Here is a 19,716-nt window from a genome sequence, read left to right on the forward strand (position 1 = left end):
GCGCGAGACTCTACGGGCAACGTCGGGCGAAGCGCAAAACTGAGAAGATTGTCCAGGATTTGAACGTTAAGTCAGAGCAGCAGAAGACACCACAAGAAGAGCGTGCAGCTAGTTAAGCAACAATGCATGGAGCATGAAAGCGATGAGGAAGCAGCGAAAGAAGCGGGCCAAGAAGGGTGAACCGCAAACCATCACAAAGACAGTCACGCATATCAGGCTGGAAGCTTCCAATTCAGGGAAGCTGACCGCACTGGATGCGCTTGCCGAGGTGTATCTTGAGCTGACTCAGCAGTACGTCACCCTCTTTTGCACCGACGAGGTGCCCGACGGCTTTCGTGCTCCCTGCTTTCCCACTCCCATCTCGGAGCGGTGGCATCGCGTGGCAATTCAACAGGCGGCAGGCATCGCCAAGTCGTGGCGGTCCAATCGTGCCAACGCCTATCAAGACTACCTTGACGCGCTTGCCGAGTACCAGGAACAACAGACAGATGGAATCCTGGAAGAAGGAACAAGAGAACCTGAGTGGCGCGAGTGGAACATTCCTATCTTGCAACAGCTCTGCATCCAGGCTAACGCCAATGTCGTCAAGCTTGAGGCGTCCGAGGACAGCACGTTTGACTACTGGCTCAAGGTCAGTACTCTCGAATTTCGCAAACAGTTATTGGTGCCAGTCAAGCTTGCTGACTATCACAAAGAGGCCCTCACTGACCCCAAAACGAAAAAGCGCCGCTCGATCAACAGCAGTGTGACACTGAACAAACGGGACAATTATGGTGGTTGACCCTCTCCTACGATGAGACGGTAGCCGTTCAGACCGAACCAAGCGCGTCTATCATCGGCATTGATGTCGGCATCGCCAATTTCATCACGACATCCGATGGCAAACAATACGGCACCTTCAACGGGAAGTTACGCGAGCGACAAAAGCGGGACCGCGAAAAACGACGCAGGAAGGCTAAGCTGAGATCGTGCCTGGAAAAGAAAGGCACGCCAAAGGAAAAGCTTCCCTCAACGACCAGTGTGACAGAGCAGCGGCTTATGCGCCACGTCAAACAATCGATCAACCGAGCGGTCAACCTCTGTTTCAAGGAGCACGAAGGCTGTCAGCTTGCGTACGAACAGCTTTCGGTAGCGTCCATGCGCCACAAAGCATGCGCGATGAATGCTTATATGCGAGCGTCCAATCTAGCGCATATTCCCGATCAAATCACCTGGAATGCGACCAAGCGCGGTGTGCAGGCAACACGAGTGAAGAGCGCGTACTCCTCACAAGAATGTCATGTGTGTCATTATGTGGACCGGAAAAACAGACCCAATCAGCAAACGTTTTGCTGTCGAGTTTGCAGTCACACGGCACACGCCGACATCAACGCCTCTCAGAATATCGCATCCAGGCTCAGTGATGTGGAATTGCGCTCCTGTCAGAACCGGCAGGAAGTCAAAGCACTGCTCCTCAGACGACATGAGCAGTGGAAGCAGAAATGTAGCTTGGTCGTAGTCCAAGCTCCCGTCCAGTTGGGTTTGTGGGCAAGCTCACGGGCTTCAACGGACGTAGGTTAAAGTAGAAAATGTGGGCATGGAATATTTGTCCATATTTTTTGCAACTATATTCATCCTGGCCATTGTAGGCTTCCTGGTATACTGGACTCACAAGCGCAAATCGTCCTGGCCTGGCTGCGAATGTGCAGGCCTGCTAGCCGCGCAGGTAGGCGGGATGAGAGGAGCGCAGTGGTATTAGCAATCATTAAGGAGTTCTGGTATGCCACTGGCAACTGATGCCCCAGCTCTATTGTCTTCCGCAGTACGCGATCTTGCGTACTATCTTGATCAGATCTGGCAGAACTATTTCGTTGATATCGCACGTGTCAACGATGTACATATTGACTACTGTTATCCCTGGAAGAGCCGTCTGGGCTTGATTCGTCTCTCATTAGATCAGAAAAGCACATTTATCGGGATTAATTCCCTGTTACAGCTTCGACAGGTCCCAGAATATGTTCTGGTGACAACCATTGCCCATGAGCTAACGCACTATGCTCACGGCTTTGGCTCGCCCTTGCCACGTGCCTGCAAGCATCCTCATGCCAATAAAGTCGTAGAGCGGGAACTTGAGCGCCGCAATCTAGGCGAGCAGTTGCGCTGCACCGATGCCTGGATAGACAAGTATTGGTATCCATTCTATGATGCCCAGCATGCCATGATCTGTAGCGTTAGATCCGCTCAGAGGAAGCAAAAAGTTCTGCAAAGAGGATAGGCGACGAAGGAGGCGCAGGGAGCCCGATTTATGGCACCCCATATTTTTTGTAGGCACAAGTATAATAGAAATAGGGGCCTGCATCGAACATCCGGAAATACCTGAGGATGCGATAAGTTGGGGTATCTCTGCACTATGAGTAAACGGCTCTATCGAGCAGCTTAAGGCACTATATAACACGCATTGCAGGCAAAAGACATGTTGACATCCCTTTGCACTTATGGTATATTCATGTTAGCTCCCGAGATGCGTGTCGCACCACCCAATAGTTCCACAGGTTCCTAAAATTGCGTAGTTGTGTCGTACAATGTTACAGGTATGTTAACTGGAGCCTCTTAGATTCATCATAGCTGCCTGTTACCGCATAACAAGTGAACGGGAGTTTTTCCAAAACTGCCCTAAAAGCATTTCCCACCATACGTTCCTATTTTCTAGGTTCAATGCAGAAAGGAGAAAGGGCGTCTACCTCAAAACTTTTTCTTCGCCCTACACAACGTGAATATAGCTGAGTTAGAAACTAAAACCATCAGCGAGTTACGCGACCTGGCTCGCGATCTCGAACTCTCCGGCTACAGTGCCCTCAAAAAGCAAGACCTCGTTTTCCGCCTCCTTCAGGCCAATACCGAACAGCAAGGAAATATCTTTAGTGCTGGTGTGTTGGAGATAGTGGAGGACGGATTTGGCTTTTTGCGTCAGGAGCGCTTCTTGCCGGGTAACATGGACGTCTATGTCTCCCAGTCACAGATCCGCCGCTTTGGTCTGCGCACCGGAGATATGGTTTCTGGGCAGGTTCGCCCGCCAAAGGATAATGAGAAATACTACGGTCTGCTGCGTGTCGAAGCGATCAATGGAGTAGATCCGGAGATTGCCAAGCGTCGCCCCCACTTTGATGTCCTGACACCGATTTTCCCTCGTGAGATGTTTAACCTGGAGACCAGTCCCTCGAATATCTCCGGGCGCATCATTAATCTGGTGGCTCCTATCGGACGCGGGCAGCGCGGTCTCATCGTTTCTCCCCCTAAAGCTGGCAAAACAATGCTCCTCAAGTCCATTGCCAATTCGATCACTGAGAACTATGATGATACGCATCTGATGATTGCTCTCATTGGTGAGCGACCCGAAGAAGTCACTGATATGAAGCGTTCTGTGAAGGCTGAAGTCATCAGTTCAACCTTTGATGAGCCGACCGAGGCCCATACGCGCGTGGCCGAGATGGTCCTGGAGCGTGCCAAGCGCCTTGTCGAAGGTGGACGCGATGTTGTAGTGCTCCTTGATAGTATTACTCGCCTGAGCCGAGCTTATAACCTGGCAGTCCAGCCCAGTGGGCGTACGCTCTCAGGTGGTCTTGATCCCAGTGCCCTCTTTCCGCCTAAACGCTTCTTTGGTGCCGCGCGTAAGATTGAGGAAGGAGGCAGCCTGACAATCATTGCCACTGCCCTTGTCGATACCGGTAGCCGTATGGATGATGTGATCTACGAAGAGTTCAAAGGCACCGGCAATATGGAACTCGTCCTGAACCGCAAACTTGCCGAGCGCCGTGTCTTCCCCGCCATCGACATTTCCCTCTCCAGTACCCGCCGCGAAGAACTACTCCTTGACGATAAAACGCTACGTGCAGTCGTTGTCATGCGCCGTATGTTCTCGACGCTGGCCGACCAGCCCGGACGGAGTGGTTTGGAGGCGATGGAGGCTCTATTGCAGAGTATGTCTAAGACTAGCAATAATATGGAGTTTCTTGCCACCCTCAATAAAAACATTCTGTGACATGTAACCAATCCAAGTAATAGAGGTCGCCTGTAGGGCTACTAGATCGAACCTTCGCTACCCAAGCGGCCAGGTATACAATCCGGTTCCCTGCAGGCATCCGAACCAAGCTTTTTCTCTCTGTTTTGCTGGCTTCTTCCCTTTTCTCGCCTGCTATGCCAGTGATAGCCCTGACAAATCCACAGACCGGTGAGCGGGTCAAGGCTGGCACAATACGCCTAGTATAGAGTATGATAGAAACGTGCTCACAAGAGACGGAGCAAGCCAATTTTTCAGGCGGTGAGGCCATGTAGATCACCCGGCTCGTTGTCGCGCCGCGCTCCATACGCTGAGGTAGGAGGCACATGGATGAGCGCAAAGCCAGCGGTGAATTTCCGTCGACCGATATATCTATACATTCCATAAATGGCCCACAGTGAGAGAATACCAGGATAAGAGAAGAGGAGTTTTTCATGACCATCGCAGAAAACGTCTTTCAAAACTATATTGGCGGTAAATGGCAGCCGGCGGCAAGCGGGCAAACCTTTCCGAATTATAATCCCGCAACAGGCGAGTTGTTGGGACATTTTCCCCTTTCCGATCAAGCTGATGTCGATGCTGCTGTTGCTGCGGCGCGCAAGGCCTTCGAGAAGTGGCGACTGGTTCCGGCTCCTAAGCGTGGCGAAATCCTCTTCCGCGTAGGCGAGCTGCTTGTACGCCATAAAGAGGAACTTGCCCAGATTATGACGCAGGAAATGGGCAAAGTGCTCAAAGAGACGCGCGGAGATGTGCAGGAAGGCATCGATATGGCCTACTATATGGGTGGCGAGGGCCGCCGCCTCTTTGGCTATAGTGTGCCCGTTGAGCTGCCAAACAAATCGGGCGTGGCTATGCGTGATCCCGTGGGTGTAGTAGGCTGCATCACCCCCTGGAATTTCCCTATCGCCATTCCAACCTGGAAAATGTTCCCCGCTCTCGTGGCTGGCAATACGATTGTGCTCAAGCCGGCTGAAGATACGCCAAGAAGCGCGCTGCGCCTTGTCGAACTGCTTTACGAGGCGGGCCTGCCCGAAGGTGTGGTCAACATCGTATTTGGCCCCGGTAATCCTACCGGCGAGGCCCTGATCCACCATCCCGATATTGCTATTATCTCCTTTACCGGCTCGACTGAGACTGGCCGCCATGTAGCTGTGGAGGCCGCTAAATCGCTTAAGCGCGTCTCTTTGGAAATGGGCGGCAAAAATGCTGTCATCGTGATGGATGATGCTGATCTTGACCTTGCCGTCGAAGGTATTCTTTGGAGCGCTTATGGGACGACTGGCCAGCGCTGTACTGCCTGCAGCCGCGTGATTGTGCATCGCGCTGTGCAGGATCAGTTGCTTGAGAAGCTGGTCCCCCGGATTGAGCAGCTGCGCCTTGGCGATGGCCTTGATGAGCAGGTCGATGTGGGACCGGTGATCAATAAAAAGCAGCTTGATAAGATCCATTCTTACACTGAGATCGGCAAGTCTGAGGGCGCGACGCTGGTTACCGGTGGCGCGATTGCCAGCCAGGGCGGGCTTGCCAGGGGCCATTTCTATCAGCCTACACTCTTTAAAGATGTACGTGCTGATATGCGTATTGCTCAGGAGGAGATCTTTGGTCCCACCCTTTCGGTGATTGCTGTCGATTCGCTGGAAGAGGCTATTGAGGTCAATAATAATACAAAGTATGGTCTCTCCAGCGCGATCTATAGCCAGAATATCAATCGTGTGCAGCAGGCTATGCGCGATCTAACAACTGGTATTATCTATGTCAATTCGGGGACGACGGGCGCTGAAATTCAGTTACCCTTCGGCGGCGTACGCGGTACTGGCAACGGCCATCGCGAGGCAGGCCTAGCTGGACTCGATGTCTTTACCGAGTGGAAGGTAGTCTATACCGATTACAGTGGTAAGCTGCAGAAGGCCCAGATCGATACCAACTAGGCCCTGTATCCTGCAAACCAAGCCTGGCTTACGCTTTGCTCGGTTAAGAGCATACATATTGAAGGGTTGGGCGGCCGCTGTGTCGCTCGACCCTTTCTTGCTGAGTCGGGTCCGCTCTGTCCTGCGCGCTTTGCTCTATTTTTGCCTGCCTGCCTGGCTCTTCTCGCCCTGGTTTCCTGCTCTGCTACCCTTGCCTCTGCTGGCAGAGTTTCTCCCTATCAATAAAATATTCTCTACGAGTGCCTTTTTTTGTTATATGGTTGACACAAATTGCAATAAAATGTTAAAATTGCTTTTGTGATGACAATAAATTGCACTTAAAAAGAAATTCTTAATATCGATAAGGCTTACAAATCTTCGGAAGAGATTGACGAATGGCAAATAGGTAGTAGCAGAACAAGGGGATGAGCATGTCAGCATCGACAATACAGACTAGCCGCGCGAACTATGGCCTTGATGCTCCCGGGCTAGTGCGCAATCTTTTGCTCGCCGGCGTTGGGGCACTCATCATCGGGCTTGTAGCGATTACTCATGTGAGGACTATCAATGGCAGTATGCTAGTGCAGATCGCTGCCACGGCGGCAAGCTGGTATATTGCCATTAGCGGCCTTACGTTGCTTGTGACCGGCCTATTGATGATCTGGAGCAGTCGCTTCGGAAAGTTGCAGGCACGCGATCATTTGCTTGATGACCTGCATCTACAAGGGGACGAAACGGTTCTGGATCTCGGCACGGGTCGCGGCTTGCTTCTCATGGGAGCTGCTAAACGGCTGCCGCGGGGTAGAGCCCTTGGCCTTGACCTCTGGATGCAACGGAACCTGAACGGGAATCGCAAAGATATAGCCTTTGCGAATGCAGTCGCCGAAGGCGTGGCTGATCGTGTAGAAATCTATGATGGCGATATGCGCAAAGTACCTTTTGCCGATAATAGCGTTGATGTAGTTACAGCCAGCCTTTCCATTCACAACATCTACAATCGCGAAGGTCGTCGCAATGCCATCAACGAGATTGTCCGTGTGCTGAAGCCGGGCGGTAAAGTGGCCTTAATGGATATCCGCCACATTCATGAATATGCCCTGGATCTACAAGTGGCAGGTATACAGGATATTCATATTTCAAACTTGAACTACTTGATCTTTCCACCCGCACGTATCGTCACAGGTAGCAAAGTCTAGCGCCCTCTCTTGCCACAACCATAGGACGAGAAAGCTCGCCCCTGCCCTCTTTTATCCCATTTTTAGAGCGTGGGGCGTGGCTTCTCGCGGCTAAAATCGTATTTTAGGGCCAGCAGCATACCAAATGAAACGGCTAGTAGCACGACGGCAAGCGCTATCGCTTTATCAAGATCGTCCTGTGAGGCCATATAGACGGCGATAGGCATGGTTTGCGTCGTGCCGGGGAAATTGCCGGCAAAGGTAATTGTGGCGCCAAACTCGCCAAGGGAGCGGGCCCAGGCCAGACCTGTTCCGGCGAGCAATGCAGGGCGGATAAGCGGCAGGATCACGCGTCGAAACGTGTAGAACGGCGAGGCGCGCAAGGTGTAGGCTGCCAACTCGTAGCGTCTGTCGAGCTGCTCAAAGCCGGCTCTGGCACTATTCACGAAGAAGGGGGCGGCGATAAAGGTTTGGGCCATCACGACGGCCACAGTTGTGAAGGGAATATTGAGACCCAGCAGGGCCAGGTACTGTCCGATCAAGCCCATGCGCCCAAAGGTCAACAGAAGCGCGACGCCAGCTACGACCGGAGGCAAGACGGTGGGCAAGGTGACGATGATTTCCAGGACTTTGCGGCCGGGAAAGCTTTTGCGCGCCAGCACGTAAGCTACGGGCAGGCCAAAGACAAAAGCCATCAGTGTGCTGAGTGTTGTGGTGAGCAAGCTCAGCTGCAAGGCCTGAAAGATATCAGGCTGTTGCAGCTCTGCCCAGATAACGCCGGGTGGCTCGCGGAATAAGAGGGAAGCCAGAGGCACACCAAGAAAGAGAAAAAAGAGCGTGGCCAGGCTACCCACGAGTATTCTGGCAGGCCAGTGGGACCAGAATGCGCCTCTGGCAAATTTCTGGCCAGGCAGTCCGAAAAGTGATAGTTTTCTGGCGGCGGGAGCTCCGGTCCCTGACGCTCCTTTTGCAGCTTTCTCCATAGATTACCCTTAACTACTGGCTCCTTTAGGGGCGATAAAACCATACTTCGTAAGAATTGTTTGTCCCTGTGGAGAGAGCAGATATTGTACAAAGGCCTGCGCAGCCTCGGCGTGCTGGGTATGTTTGGTTACGGCAAGCGGATATTCAGCAATCACATTGAAGGTATCGGGAATATCAATAATCTTGACCTTATTTGCAACTGCCGATGTAACATCGGTGCGATAGACAAAGCCTGCGTCAGCTTCGCCTAGCTGTACCTTCTGTACAACTGCCTTGACGTTTTCCTCCTGTGAGACAAAATTTCCCTTGACGGCTTTCTCATAATCGGGACCATAATCAGCAGATTTTCCCAGCTTATCAAGAACTTGCAGGCTATACTTGCCGGCAGGCACAGCTGGAGCCTCCATATCGATCTTTAGGCCTTTGTGGGCCAGGTCCTTCAGGCCGGTGATGTTGCCAGGATTGTTTGCAGGTACGATTACCACAAGTTTGTTCCTTACAAAGACCTGTGGAGTATCAACCACGCCTGCTGTGCTGGCTTTCTGCATATTGGTAGTGTCTGCTGAGGCAAATACATCGGCGTTGGCTCCATTGGCAATTTGCTGCTCAAGAATCTGGGAGCCATTAAAATTATACTTGATCTCAACGTTAGGGTGGGCTGTCTTGTATTGCTGGGCGATCTCGCCAAAAGACTCGGTGAGCGAGGCTGCGGCAAAAACGTTTAAGGTTACTGTTCCAGCTGGCGTTGAAGCTGAAGGTGTTGTAGCACTGCCCGTGCCACTGCTTGTTGCTCCTCCACAGGCGGCAAGAAATAGACAGAAGAGTACAAATATAAGAGATATGCGTAGGGGATATCTCAAAACAAACCTCCTTACATAGTGAACGAGAGGATATCAGGAGTATAGCTTGCAACATAGCGTTCTATTGCAAGATGAATATTCATAGATTGAGTATAGCATACTTTTCTCTGCCGGCGCATCCCCTGACGGCTCGGGTGAGTGCGCTCACCAGGGAGCGAGATGTTGGTTAACTTTGTCAGTGGTGTTTGACCCGCGAAGCGGGTCTGCCTCAGACTTGGTGAAGGATAAGCTTCTCTTCTTGAAGCGTTCGCGTCGGTGTCATGTGACGTTTTTCAGTTAGGTGACGATAACAGAATGAGGCCTCAAAACTGGAATAAAGGGGAGCAAGATGCAACTACCGAGAAGTGGCTCTATCCGTGATGACACTGCTCTCGCCGAGCTCTACCAACGCCATGTGTATACCCTCCTGGGATCCATCCGACGCTGTGCTCCAACGCCAGAGGATGCCGAGGATATATTACTGGAAGTGTTCATGGCAGCCTTTGAACACAATGCACTGACCGGGTGGAGCGAAGGGAAGCAGCTCGCATGGCTGCGCAAGGTTGCGCACAACAAGTGCGTGGATATTTACCGCGCTTCACAGCGCCGTCCGTCTCTTTCACTGGAAACCATCACCGAAGCGCTCTATGATGATGAGGATCTGCTTCCTGAGCAGATGGCGTTGCATGCTGAAGAACGCGCTCTGCTTCATGCCCATCTGACAAGGCTGCCTGAGCAGCAGCAGCAGATTTTAGGTCTGCGCTTCGGGCACGGTCTACGCTCTAGAGAAATCGCCAGGAAACTGAACAAAAGTGAGAGTACTATACGCATGACACTTTCACGGACACTGAATCTGTTACGGAGAAACTATAGCACAGAGGAGGATAGCGATGCGTAAGCCAGATGACCCTTTCCTGCATGAGCAAATAGACGAGCAGATCGAGGCCCTGGCTCACCTGGGGAAGAGTTCCCCTCTGCCTCAAGCTCGCCTCGTCTCTGACCTCCATCACGTATATGGTAAGGAGCACGAGATGGCCGAACGGGTATGGGAACGTTTGAACAGGCAGATCATGCCGAACAGTTGGGGGTATGAGCACTCAAAGGATCAGGCTCCCCCGCAATTCGTGAAAGAGGCTCAGCCAATGAAGACAAAAAGGAGGCAGCTCCCCATTACAAAAAAAACAAGGCATGTTCTGGAAACTGTGGTCGCAGTCCTGATTGTCGTGGCACTCGTCGGGAGCATGGCCCTCCTTCTCCATTTGAGGCAGACCTCCCAGTCCTCCCAAGGGGGCAAAGGAGCACCATCTTTCGCAACTCAGGCATCGCATGCAACGACCACAGCTGCAACAACAGCACTCCCGCTATCAGCACCACCAACTTCCGTCGTGTTACGTTTAAGCGCTCCAGGAATCCCATCGACAACCCGCAGTGAAATCACCATTCCTTCTGGAACGAAAGTCACGCTCACCGTGATCCCTAATCATTCCCTTCTCCCTTTTCAGACGTATACAATGGGGATTTATGCCACAGATCCTTTTGGATTTAGTGAACTTCAGTATTGTACGTATCCTCATACAAGCACCTGTACCTATCTGATTGCCCCCTCTTCTGAGGAGAACACAGATTATACGAAAGGAAAACACACGTTTAGAGCATTTCTTGGGGATATTGGAGGACGCATATTGGAAAGTTCAAGCGGCATCACCATTACCTGGTCATCATGATGGCATGCTGGTTCCGCCATGTGCGCCGACCAGCGCATTGCTTGATAGGGCACGATTGAAACGCAGACTTGCCAGAAACTGCTAGTTCGCGTACTTCCTAGAGCTGGATGTGCAACGCTTCCAGTAGCGCTTGATGCATTCCACAGCTTTGGTTCCTCATTAAATGCAGAGGGCTTGCTCAATCTTTCGACTATTCATATGTTGTCTAGAATGAAGAAAGTGCAACTCTTATAGCTGACCCAGGCAGGCTTTTATTCAAGAAAAGAGGAAGCTTATTGCTTCCTCTGTTGAAATGTGTAGTGGTTAAGATAGGCATCAAGTAGCTGCCCAACTTTTATAGTTGCTTGCTTTCCAGATCTGTCAGGTGAGCTTGAGCCTTTTTCAGGTTTTGCTCAATCTGTTGCGCAAACTCGTCTTTGTGTAGGGCAATAAACATATCGAGCGCGGCATGATAGCTGGCTATGGCTTGCTTCAGATTGATATGCTTATCGCCTGAGCCGAGATCGCAATAAACGTTGCCGCAATTGTTCTGGATGGTCGCCCACTCAAGCGGAAAGTCAAGCGGGGTATAAACTTCCAGAGCAGCCTGATAGCTGGCCAGCGCTCTTGCTTGATATTCTGGCCTCTCCACAGCTAGATCGCGATAGAGATTGCCAAGATCCAGCTGCAGCGAAGCCCAGGTGCTCGGCGCTACTCCTTTAGTGTATACCTGAAGAGCAGCCTGATAACTGGTAAGAGCCTTTTGCAGGTTGGCCTGTTCGTGGCTCCCTTCCAGGCTAGCATACGTCGCTCCTAGATTCCTCTGTATGCTGGCCCATGGTCCTGGATGCCCATCGCGGGTATACACATGCAAAGCCTCTTCGTAGCAAGAGATAGCGCGTTCCAGGCATTCTTGCGTATTGACGCTGGCAGCGTTTCTGTAAGCATTGCCAAGGTTATGCTGAGTGCGCGCCCACTCTGTGGGCAGGCGCTCCCTGCTATAGACCAATAGGGCCGCCCGATAGCAGGCAATAGCATTATTGATGTGAGCCTGGCGATTCCCCTCTAACAGGGCGAAATAAGCGTCGCCAAGACTGTTTTGTGTGCGCGCCCACTCGAACGGAAAGGCTTTGCGGTTATACACCTTTAGCGCAGCTTCGTAGCAAGTAATGGCCTTTGGTAAATTAGCCTGCTGATCCTGCTCCAGGTGAGCATAGGCATTGCCCAGATTGGCCAGAACTGTAGCCCAGCCCAGCGGGAACGCCTCGCGGGTATAGACGCGCAAGGTAGCCTCAAAGCCCTCAATGGCGTGACGTAGATTCTCCTGTGCATTGCCGCGCGGCAGATTCAGATAAGTAAGGGCCAGCATATTCTGCGTCTTGGCCCATTCAGTAGGAGACGTTTCGTAGGTATAGACTTGCAAGGCCGCCTGAAAACAGGCAATCGCATTCTCTAGCCTTGCCTGCTCATCGCCACCTGACAGCAAGTTGTAGATGATCCCGATGTTATTCTGTACCGTCGCCCAGTCGTTTGGCGTCTGCTCGCGCCTGTACACTCTCAACGCTGACTGATAGCATTCAAGAGCTGATTGCAAATGCTCCTCATTTCCTCCATTAGAGAGATGGCGATGCGCATTGCCCAGGCAATACATCGTATCGGCCCAGTAATCGGGGTGCGCCTCGTAGGTATTCACGCGCAGGGCGGCCTCGTAATGGGTAATCGCCTGGCGTAAATAGGCCTGGCGATCGCCGCCCGGTAAGAAAGTATAGACATTGCCAAGATTGTGCTGCAGCGAGGCCCAGCTATGCGGTGTTTCCTCGGGCGTATAAACGCGCAGAGCGGCTTTATAATGCACAATGGCTTTTTCGAGCGTGGCATGGCGATCGTCGCTGGGCAGCATACAGTAGAGATCGCCAAGTCTGGTCTGAATATCGGCCCATTTAATGGGATACGCGGAATGAGTATAAATTTCCAGGGCCGCTTGAAAGCAAGCCAGAGCTTTTAAGAGCTGCGTAAGTCGATCGGTGCCGGGCATTACTGTATAGGTTGAGCCCAGATCATGCTGAGTTTCGGCCCATTCGATAGGAAACTCTTCGCGGGTATAGATTTCCAGGGCTGCTCGCAAAGAGAGGATAGCGCGTCTGCTATTGGCCTGGCGATCTCCACGCTCCAGGCTACTATAGGCGACACCCAGATCATGCTGGGTTCTGGCCCATTCAATAGGAAATGAATTGGGGGTGTAGATTGCCAGGGCGGCACGAAAGCAATCAATTGCTCTTTCCAGGTTATGCTCTTTATTTCCCTCTGTCGAGGTGCTATAGCTTACGCCAAGCTGATATTGAGCATCGGCTGTCTCGCGCCTTTCTTGATTATTCATCGAAATTCGTTCCTAAGTTCGCAACTTGCCAGCTACATGAGGAATGATATCAAGCAAATATGCGTCTATGTACAATTCATTCTCGATTTTACGAATTGCTTCTCCGCTTGTCAACTGGTGTATCGGTGTTTTGCCTTCTCAATAGATCTTGCCAGGCAATTTATGTATGTACTTGACAAGTATATTTTGCGAAGGTATATTTTTTGCAGATATATTTTGTCGGGATATAAAAACTGCTGATAGTAATGGCCAGCTTCTTGCTGGTCAGGCAAAAAGCACTGGGAGAATGAATATGCATACAGAGCAGCTTATGCGCGCGGTCCGCGTACATCAGTATGGTGGACCAGAGCAACTCAAACTCGAACGAATAGAGCGACCCGAGCCTCGCGAAGGTGAGGTCTTACTGCGCGTCCACGCGGCAGGCGTTAACCCGCTGGACTGGAAAATCCGTCAGGGCTTAATGAAAGAATATATGCCAAGGACGCTACCCTATATTCCCGGCATAGAGGTATCGGGAGTCGTCGAGGCAGTTGGTCCTGGGGTTCCATCAGATCTGCTCGGGCAAGCCGTCTTCGGTGGAGCCGAGAAGGGAACCTATGCCGAATATATCACGGTTTCGGCCGCCGCACTGGCCAGAAAACCGCAGAAAGTGAGCTTTGCTGAGGCCGCCACCATCAAAGGTGGCGCGATGGTGGCCTGGCGAGCCCTCTTTGAGCATGGCCAGTTGGCTGCGGGCCAGCGCATCTTGATCCAGGGTGCCGCTGGTGGGGTGGGCCTGCTTGCCGTCCAACTGGCTAAATGGAAAGGAGCGCAAGTGATCGCAACAACTTCTGCTGCCAATCTTGACTTTGTGCGTTCCCTAGGCGCCGATCAGGTTGTGGATTATACGACAACTCCTATCGCGCAGGCAGTCAAAGATGTTGATATAGTTCTTGATGCGGTTGGGGGAGAGACTTTGCTTAGCTCCCTGGATGCGCTCAGAGCGGGCGGGACGCTGATCTCGCTTGCCGGCCCTCCGCCGCTGGAGAAGGCTGCCGAGCGCAGGGTGCGGGCCATGTTCAGTCGGGGCGAATCCGCAACTCCTCTGGCTGTGCTCTTAGAGACGTTGACGCGCCTGGTTGATGAGGGGAAGCTCAAAGTAGTTGTGGGGAAAACATTTGCCCTCGATGATGTGCAACAGGCCCATGTGCTTTGTCAGAACGGACATGGACGCGGCAGAATTGTTTTGCTGGTTGCAGAGTAAAGAAAGAGAGAAGGATCATGAGCATTGCAAAAAATCCTACTACAGATCTCGGCGTCGATCTCTTCGGGCCAAAAATCGAGTTCCTGATTGCGCCAGAAGATAGCCAGAGCGACTTCTGTGTTATGAAAGGCATAATTCCACCAGGCGAGTTCGTTCCTTTACACAGCCATCCGGAGACAGAGGATTTTCTCATCCTCTCGGGTGAAGTACAAGTTCTCAAGCAAGGCCCGCAAGGACAGAGCGAATGGATAACGGCAAAAACTGGCGATTATATCCATGTGCCGATTAACGTGCCGCATGCCTTCCGCAACGTCGGAAATCTGCCTGTGATCCAGTTCATCACGGCCACCAAAAAGTTGGGACAGTTCTTGCTAGAAACCGGTAGACCGCTAGCGAACGCAGCTAAGCCAGCAACGCCCGAGGACTTTGCGCGCCCGGCAGTTATCGGGGCCCGGTATGGCTTCTGGATAGCGACACCCGCCGAAAACGCCGCGATAGGCATTCATCTCTAGTCAGTGGTGCGGGGAAGTATCTCGCTTCCCTTTTAGTACTTGCCTCCCCTTTTTCCAGTACCATATATGGGTTTTCAATATGACAAAGCTTGTCATATTTCTGTGCTACAATTAAGAAGTCTGGCAGATCATGTACCAGGCAGAAAACCAGGAGATATAGAAGCGTAGTAGAAGCTATGGATGGCCTGAATCAGATTTAGCGAGGATCAAAGGAGGATATATGCGCGCTGATCGCTTGCTCTCCATTTTGCTGCTGCTGCAGGTTCATCGCCGCATAACGGCAAGAGAACTTGCCAGGCGGCTGGAAGTCTCGGAGCGAACTATCTATCGCGATATGGAAGCCTTGAGCTCGGCTGGCATTCCGGTAACTGCCGAGCGCGGAACGGGTGGTGGCTGGCTACTATTGGAAGCCTATCAGACCAATCTGACTGGCTTGAATCAAGAGGAAATTCAGGCCCTTTTCCTGACCAGGCCCTCGCATCTGTTGACGGATCTCGGCCTGCGCCAGGCCTCTGAAGCGGCCCTTATCAAGCTTCTGGCTGTCTTGCCTTCACTCTCTCGCCGCGATGCTGAAAATGCTCACCAGCGCATTTATGTGGATGTGACCGGCTGGCATCATGTTGAGGAGAATGTGGCCTTTCTGCCAACTCTCTACGAGGCTATCTGCAAAGAACGCAAATTACAGATAACGTATCGGCGCAACGATAATGTAGAGGTGGAACGTGTGGTTAGTCCGCTGGGGTTGGTTGCCAAAGGCAGCACATGGTATCTGGTTGCCAGCGTCGAGGAAGATCAGCGCACCTATCGGGTCTCGCGCTTTCTAGCCGTCAATATCATGGAGGAGCCCTGCATACGTCCAGCAGATTTTGACCTGGTAACATATTGGAACCGCTCATCCACTGATTTTGTCTCTCAGCTGCCTCGCTACCCCGTTACCGTGCGCATGGAAGCAGAATTGCTAGATATGATCTACCAGGCAGGTAGGTATGCGCGTATTCAGCGCATCGAGCGGCCTGGAGATGATGGGAGGATCATCGTGCATCTGCTGTTTGAGATGGAGCAATCAGCGCTCGGCTATCTCATCAGCTTTGGTCCGCGCGTAGAAATTATTGAGCCACAGGACTTACGCGAGAAGGTCATAGCATTGGCCGAGAGCGTCCTTGCTCTGTACACGCGCAGTCCCGTACTGGTCGGCCAGGCTTAAAGCCAGAGCAAACCAAAGCCAAGCAAAATGTAGACAAGCAGGGAAGCAGCTACGAAGAGGAGCACAATCCGTAGCTGCAAAATTCTGCTCAGGACCACTATCTCGGGCAGACTGAGGCCCGAATCCGCCAGCATAAATGTCAGCACGATAGGAACTGCTGCACCGTGTTGAATGAGCGCATAGCCGATGGGAATAAGAAAGAGGATATCGGCGTAGATTACACCTCCCAGCAGAGCTGCTAGTGGTATGCCTGCAAGAACGCCCCACTGCCCAAGCTGGGCTACAGTCGTGGTAGGGATCAGTATATCTATAAGAATGCCGGATATAGTTGCCAGGACTAGCCAGGGTAAGAACTTGCGCGTCAGTCGTTGGCCCAGCGCAGCGGCTTTCTTGAGGGCCACGCGTCCTGAAGCTGGAACCGGCTCGGCCTCCGCAAACCAGAGATAGTCGCGTAAGGCGCGCTCGCCCGGAAAATGGCCGATGAGCCAGCCAATACTTACCGCAGCAATCAGGCAGCAGGCAGCATAAAACAGCGCAATTCGCCAGCCAAAAACCACAAAGAGTAGAATAATCGCGCCAAGATTGATAGTTGGCGAGGCTAGCAAGAAAGAGACCGCTGGGCCCAGCGCTACCTCTGCTTCTAGCATGCCCAGAAAGAGCGGCACGGCCGTACAGGTGCAAAAAGGTGTCGCGGCCCCTAGCAAAGCTGCAAGTATGTTGCCGGCTAGCCCCGGCCAGCGCTCAAAGGCCTGGCGCAGCTTGCTGAACGAGAGGCTTTGCTTTACATAAAAGGCGAGCGTCGCCGTACTGAAGAGCAGCACCCCGATAAAGATCAACAGGACCGGGAAGAAGAGCAGACCTTTCCAGGGTAAGGCTGACGATAGTAGATTCATAAAGAATGTACCTCGGATGGGCATCTCTGCCAGAAGCTAATTTATATTTGTCGGAGCCATCAACCGGCTAGCCCTCGCTCTGCCCATCATCTTGCGCAGGCTGTAGAGGCGCAAGGAGCGTCTCGGAGGTCTCATAATGGCTATAGTAGCGCTCACTGCTCGTGGTCTCCTCGGATGTGCGCTGCAAAGGGAGCGTAGAGCGAAAACGCGTCTTATGCATATATTGTGGACGGTAGAGTGTATTATAGGAGCAAAACGGAATGATCTTGCCATCCGGCAGCACATGATGCACGCAACACTTTTTGGCTGAGCGAACATCGAAGTTCCAGGCATCCATAAAAGCAATGATTACTATGCGGAACATATTCTCATAGAGCACGCTGCCATGCTCCTCCTGGGACAAAGCTTGAGGCGTTACAGGCAGACAGCAGCTAAAATCGCGTAGAGCGTTGATTGTGCTCAGAGGCATCGAGGCCGACCACAGCCGCATCAAAGCCGAACCAACCACGCCCTTCACATCCTCAACGCGAAAATTGATCTGATTGCCCACTACATCCAGATAGGATTTCACATCGATGTAGCGCGGCAACGGCTTAACCTTATTGCCCTTGATGTAAGCATAGGTCATACTGATGCAATCGCTATGACAGGGGAGAGGCACAAAATCGGTCTGGCGAAACATGCCGTTTGTCTGCTCTGCAACCGCCCGAATCACATCGGGCACCGTCGTGCGCTGCATGGCATTCACAGCATCGTGGCGACCAACATTGGTCACAGGCTGGAAAGTTACCCCGCGCACCATCTTCTGAGCGATGCCAAACTTGACGATCTCACCGATCTCGTCCTCATTTACCCCCTGCTTGATCGTCGCCGTCAGATTGATGGGAATCTCGTAGCGCGTCAGGTTAGCAATAGCCTGCTGCTTGACTTCGCGTAGATCCAGGCCGCGCAGCTCCTCATAGGTGCTCTGGCGAAAGCCATCGAATTGCAAATAGACCTCGAAGTTGCCCTTAAAGGCGCTCAACTTGCGCACAAACTCTTCATCGCGCGCGATGCGTACGCCATTAGTATTGATCATCATGGCCTTAATACGTTTCTTCCTGGCCATCTCTAGAATCTCAAAGAGCTGCGGATGAAGCGTAGGCTCGCCGCCGCTGAACTGTACCACATCGGCATAGCCCTCGTTCTCCACAACAGTATCCAGCATGCGCTCTACCTCATCCAGTGGAGCGAAGCGGCCGACATCCGAGCTCGCAAAACAGGTAGGACAGCGCAGATTGCAAGCCTCAGTAATCTCGACAAGGGCCAGGCACGTATGCTGTTCGTGGTCTGTACACAGCCCACAATCAAGAGGGCAACCTTTCTCAACGCGTGTCTGAAAATGGCGCGGTAGGGTACCCGGCTTGTTATACTGGCTCTGGCTCAAGTAATAAGCGGCATCTGAAGAGATAAGCGAGCGCATCGAGCCATGTTCAGGGCAGGTTTTGAGCATATAAACTTTGTTGTCCTGCAAGATAATCTTGGCCTGCACTACCTTCAAGCAATGAGGGCATAGACTATTGGTGAAGTTGTGATAAATGTAAGAGCGATCATGGCGGATCATCGCCGGATCTTCTGTGCTCGGAATGGGCATACCTGGGACCGGGGTCACGGGAACCTCTTGCGCTTTGCGTTTGTTTCGCATAAAAAAATCTCCTTTCGGGGCCATGTTTTGGAGAGAGCTAACCCATTTGTGAAAACATAACAGTACAGGCGATAGCCATCACGACCGGGCTGACAGCTACCATGGTCAAGAGCCCATAGCCGATATAGCGGACCTTGCGAAAGAAAAGTAGAACGATAGAAGCAACCACTATAGCCAGGTATGCATAAAGGGTTAGCAAGGGTAGATTAATCTGTATAAATCTCAAGCTCAGCAACCCCATAATAAGGGGTACCAGGCCAATGCCAAGACCAATAAAATATTTCATAGAATTTGACATTTCTTCTTGTGGCCCTCGCGTTTCACGCGGCGGATCGGGATACTGAGTCCCCATAACCTCTCTATTGACCTCCTTACAATAATGTTGAGCCGGAAAAGTTATACGATCTCGCGCGCTTGGTTCTCTGATACCCGGCGTGCCTCGCGGCTTTCGCGCCATGAGAGCCACAAGCTAGAGCTAAACCAGAGAATCGTGATGGCATAGAGGACCTGTACGAGCGTAAAGCCCAGGAAGACATGGGGATCGGCGCGGGTGAAATCCACAAGGAAGCGAAAGCTGCAGTAGCCCACCACGTAGAGTTTAAAGAGGTCCCCTGGACGGGGCATTTTATCGCGCAGACGCAGGATGATAGCAAACAAAATCAGATCGAGAACAAGCTCGTAGAGCGCCGAAGGTTGACGACGAACGCCATGCTGCATAAGCGCCCAGGGCAGCGTGCTGGGCAAGCCAAAGGGATCACCGCCCAATAGATTGCCCAGGCGCCCGATGGCTTGAGCCAGCGGCAAAGCTAGCGCAAAGATATCTCCTGTAGAATAGTTGATATGGTTGAAGCGCTTGACAAGGATCACACCTAAATAGCCGCCGAAAAAGGCACCTGTCCAGGCCTGCCCGCTAAACCAGAGATAAGGTAAGTCCTTGATAAAGGTAGCAGGGCCGAGAAAGATCAACATACTCAGCTTGGCGCCGAGCAAGCCACCCACCAGCGCCCCCAGAGCAACGCGCAATATGGCCTCTGTGGCCCGACGCTGGCGCTTTGCCTCAAAGTATGTAATAGCTCCCCCAATAATGTAGGCGCAAAGAAATAGGAGTGAGTAAGTTGAGATTGTAAAATTTCCTAAATGTAACCAGGGATACATTAAA

Annotated in this window: 18 protein-coding genes; 11 read left to right on the plus strand and 7 right to left on the minus strand. The window is 52.1% G+C overall.

Features of this window, described 5'->3' with window-relative positions:
• The first annotated feature begins 142 nt into the window (after positions 1–142).
• The 6 genes from EPA93_RS50030 (at position 143) to EPA93_RS32805 (ending at position 7,139) form a co-directional block, all read left to right on the plus strand.
• A complete protein-coding gene (locus tag EPA93_RS50030) occupies positions 143–781 on the plus strand; it encodes a hypothetical protein (RefSeq protein WP_242527186.1) in 639 nt (212 codons plus the stop codon).
• The gene (locus EPA93_RS50035; RefSeq protein WP_242527187.1) at positions 778–1,560 is read left to right on the plus strand and encodes a transposase; all 783 of its coding nucleotides are present in this window, start codon (positions 778–780) and stop codon (positions 1,558–1,560) included. The genes EPA93_RS50030 and EPA93_RS50035 overlap by 4 nt, the downstream gene beginning before the upstream one ends.
• A 199-nt stretch (positions 1,561–1,759) precedes the next feature.
• Entirely contained in the window at positions 1,760–2,254 is a 495-nt protein-coding gene (locus EPA93_RS32790; protein ID WP_129891559.1) for a hypothetical protein, read from the plus strand.
• Between the two features lie 495 nt (positions 2,255–2,749).
• Positions 2,750–4,018 (plus strand): transcription termination factor Rho, encoded by a 1,269-nt coding sequence (gene rho / locus EPA93_RS32795; RefSeq protein ID WP_129891560.1) that lies wholly within the window; start codon positions 2,750–2,752, stop codon positions 4,016–4,018.
• Between the two features lie 452 nt (positions 4,019–4,470).
• Positions 4,471–5,964: an aldehyde dehydrogenase family protein gene (locus EPA93_RS32800; RefSeq protein WP_129891561.1), complete on the plus strand. Its 1,494-nt coding sequence runs from the start codon at positions 4,471–4,473 to the stop codon at positions 5,962–5,964.
• A 410-nt stretch (positions 5,965–6,374) separates the two neighbouring features.
• A complete protein-coding gene (locus tag EPA93_RS32805) occupies positions 6,375–7,139 on the plus strand; it encodes a class I SAM-dependent methyltransferase (RefSeq protein ID WP_129891562.1) in 765 nt (254 codons plus the stop codon).
• 62 nt (positions 7,140–7,201) lie between these two features.
• Here EPA93_RS32805 and EPA93_RS32810 read toward each other — a convergent pair whose 3' ends face one another.
• Positions 7,202–8,101: an ABC transporter permease gene (locus EPA93_RS32810; protein ID WP_129891563.1), complete on the minus strand. Its 900-nt coding sequence runs from the start codon at positions 8,099–8,101 to the stop codon at positions 7,202–7,204.
• Between the two features lie 9 nt (positions 8,102–8,110).
• Positions 8,111–8,962: a molybdate ABC transporter substrate-binding protein gene (gene modA, locus EPA93_RS32815; protein ID WP_129891564.1), complete on the minus strand. Its 852-nt coding sequence runs from the start codon at positions 8,960–8,962 to the stop codon at positions 8,111–8,113.
• Positions 8,963–9,290: 328 nt separating this feature from the next.
• Between modA and EPA93_RS32820 the strand changes: the two genes are divergently transcribed.
• Positions 9,291–9,839, plus strand: a complete 549-nt coding sequence (locus EPA93_RS32820; protein WP_129891565.1) for an RNA polymerase sigma factor — start codon at positions 9,291–9,293, stop codon at positions 9,837–9,839.
• Positions 9,832–10,665 carry a hypothetical protein gene (locus EPA93_RS32825; RefSeq protein ID WP_129891566.1) on the plus strand — a complete coding sequence of 278 codons (834 nt, stop codon included), beginning with the start codon at positions 9,832–9,834 and terminating at the stop codon, positions 10,663–10,665. The genes EPA93_RS32820 and EPA93_RS32825 overlap by 8 nt, the downstream gene beginning before the upstream one ends.
• A 334-nt stretch (positions 10,666–10,999) precedes the next feature.
• On the opposite strand, the gene EPA93_RS32830 is transcribed toward EPA93_RS32825, so the two are convergent.
• Complete coding sequence (locus tag EPA93_RS32830) at positions 11,000–13,021, minus strand: soluble NSF attachment family protein (RefSeq protein WP_129891567.1); 2,022 nt, start codon at positions 13,019–13,021, stop codon at positions 11,000–11,002.
• A 292-nt stretch (positions 13,022–13,313) separates the two neighbouring features.
• Here EPA93_RS32830 and EPA93_RS32835 point away from each other — a divergent pair, with 292 nt between their 5' ends.
• From EPA93_RS32835 to EPA93_RS32845, 3 genes are all read left to right on the plus strand, one after another.
• A complete protein-coding gene (locus tag EPA93_RS32835; RefSeq protein ID WP_129891568.1) occupies positions 13,314–14,264 on the plus strand; it encodes an NADP-dependent oxidoreductase in 951 nt (316 codons plus the stop codon).
• 17 nt (positions 14,265–14,281) lie between these two features.
• The gene (locus tag EPA93_RS32840) at positions 14,282–14,776 is read left to right on the plus strand and encodes a cupin domain-containing protein (RefSeq protein ID WP_129891569.1); all 495 of its coding nucleotides are present in this window, start codon (positions 14,282–14,284) and stop codon (positions 14,774–14,776) included.
• A gap of 220 nt (positions 14,777–14,996) precedes the next feature.
• Complete coding sequence (locus tag EPA93_RS32845) at positions 14,997–15,980, plus strand: helix-turn-helix transcriptional regulator (protein WP_129891570.1); 984 nt, start codon at positions 14,997–14,999, stop codon at positions 15,978–15,980.
• On the opposite strand, the gene EPA93_RS32850 is transcribed toward EPA93_RS32845, so the two are convergent.
• From EPA93_RS32850 to EPA93_RS32865, 4 genes are all read right to left on the minus strand, one after another.
• Positions 15,977–16,873, minus strand: coding sequence for a permease (locus EPA93_RS32850; protein WP_165423550.1), 897 nt, complete (start codon positions 16,871–16,873; stop codon positions 15,977–15,979). The two genes, EPA93_RS32845 and EPA93_RS32850, sit on opposite strands and share 4 nt — an antisense overlap.
• 67 nt (positions 16,874–16,940) lie before the next feature.
• Positions 16,941–18,557 (minus strand): radical SAM protein, encoded by a 1,617-nt coding sequence (locus EPA93_RS32855; protein ID WP_165423551.1) that lies wholly within the window; start codon positions 18,555–18,557, stop codon positions 16,941–16,943.
• Positions 18,558–18,594: 37 nt separating this feature from the next.
• The gene (locus EPA93_RS32860; RefSeq protein WP_129891573.1) at positions 18,595–18,909 is read right to left on the minus strand and encodes a hypothetical protein; all 315 of its coding nucleotides are present in this window, start codon (positions 18,907–18,909) and stop codon (positions 18,595–18,597) included.
• Positions 18,910–18,953: 44 nt separating this feature from the next.
• On the minus strand, positions 18,954–19,712 hold the full coding sequence (locus EPA93_RS32865) for a prolipoprotein diacylglyceryl transferase (RefSeq protein WP_165423552.1): 759 nt from the start codon (positions 19,710–19,712) through the stop codon (positions 18,954–18,956).
• Between the last annotated feature and the right edge of the window lie 4 nt (positions 19,713–19,716).

It is taken from the genome of Ktedonosporobacter rubrisoli (assembly GCF_004208415.1).
Classification (GTDB): Bacteria; Chloroflexota; Ktedonobacteria; order Ktedonobacterales; family Ktedonobacteraceae; genus Ktedonosporobacter; species Ktedonosporobacter rubrisoli.

Coding starts and splice junctions, on each gene's coding strand:
- EPA93_RS32840 (WP_129891569.1), top strand. CDS start 14,282: ATGAGCATTGCAAAAAATCCTACTACAGATCTCGGCGTCGATCTCTTC.
- EPA93_RS32860 (WP_129891573.1), bottom strand. CDS start 18,909: ATGGGGACTCAGTATCCCGATCCGCCGCGTGAAACGCGAGGGCCACAA.
- EPA93_RS32850 (WP_165423550.1), bottom strand. CDS start 16,873: ATGAATCTACTATCGTCAGCCTTACCCTGGAAAGGTCTGCTCTTCTTC.
- EPA93_RS32830 (WP_129891567.1), bottom strand. CDS start 13,021: ATGAATAATCAAGAAAGGCGCGAGACAGCCGATGCTCAATATCAGCTT.
- EPA93_RS32845 (WP_129891570.1), top strand. CDS start 14,997: ATGCGCGCTGATCGCTTGCTCTCCATTTTGCTGCTGCTGCAGGTTCAT.
- EPA93_RS32820 (WP_129891565.1), top strand. CDS start 9,291: ATGCAACTACCGAGAAGTGGCTCTATCCGTGATGACACTGCTCTCGCC.
- EPA93_RS32855 (WP_165423551.1), bottom strand. CDS start 18,557: ATGCGAAACAAACGCAAAGCGCAAGAGGTTCCCGTGACCCCGGTCCCA.
- EPA93_RS32835 (WP_129891568.1), top strand. CDS start 13,314: ATGCATACAGAGCAGCTTATGCGCGCGGTCCGCGTACATCAGTATGGT.
- EPA93_RS32810 (WP_129891563.1), bottom strand. CDS start 8,101: ATGGAGAAAGCTGCAAAAGGAGCGTCAGGGACCGGAGCTCCCGCCGCC.
- EPA93_RS32800 (WP_129891561.1), top strand. CDS start 4,471: ATGACCATCGCAGAAAACGTCTTTCAAAACTATATTGGCGGTAAATGG.
- EPA93_RS32790 (WP_129891559.1), top strand. CDS start 1,760: ATGCCACTGGCAACTGATGCCCCAGCTCTATTGTCTTCCGCAGTACGC.
- EPA93_RS32825 (WP_129891566.1), top strand. CDS start 9,832: ATGCGTAAGCCAGATGACCCTTTCCTGCATGAGCAAATAGACGAGCAG.
- EPA93_RS32865 (WP_165423552.1), bottom strand. CDS start 19,712: ATGTATCCCTGGTTACATTTAGGAAATTTTACAATCTCAACTTACTCA.
- EPA93_RS50030 (WP_242527186.1), top strand. CDS start 143: ATGAGGAAGCAGCGAAAGAAGCGGGCCAAGAAGGGTGAACCGCAAACC.
- EPA93_RS32805 (WP_129891562.1), top strand. CDS start 6,375: ATGTCAGCATCGACAATACAGACTAGCCGCGCGAACTATGGCCTTGAT.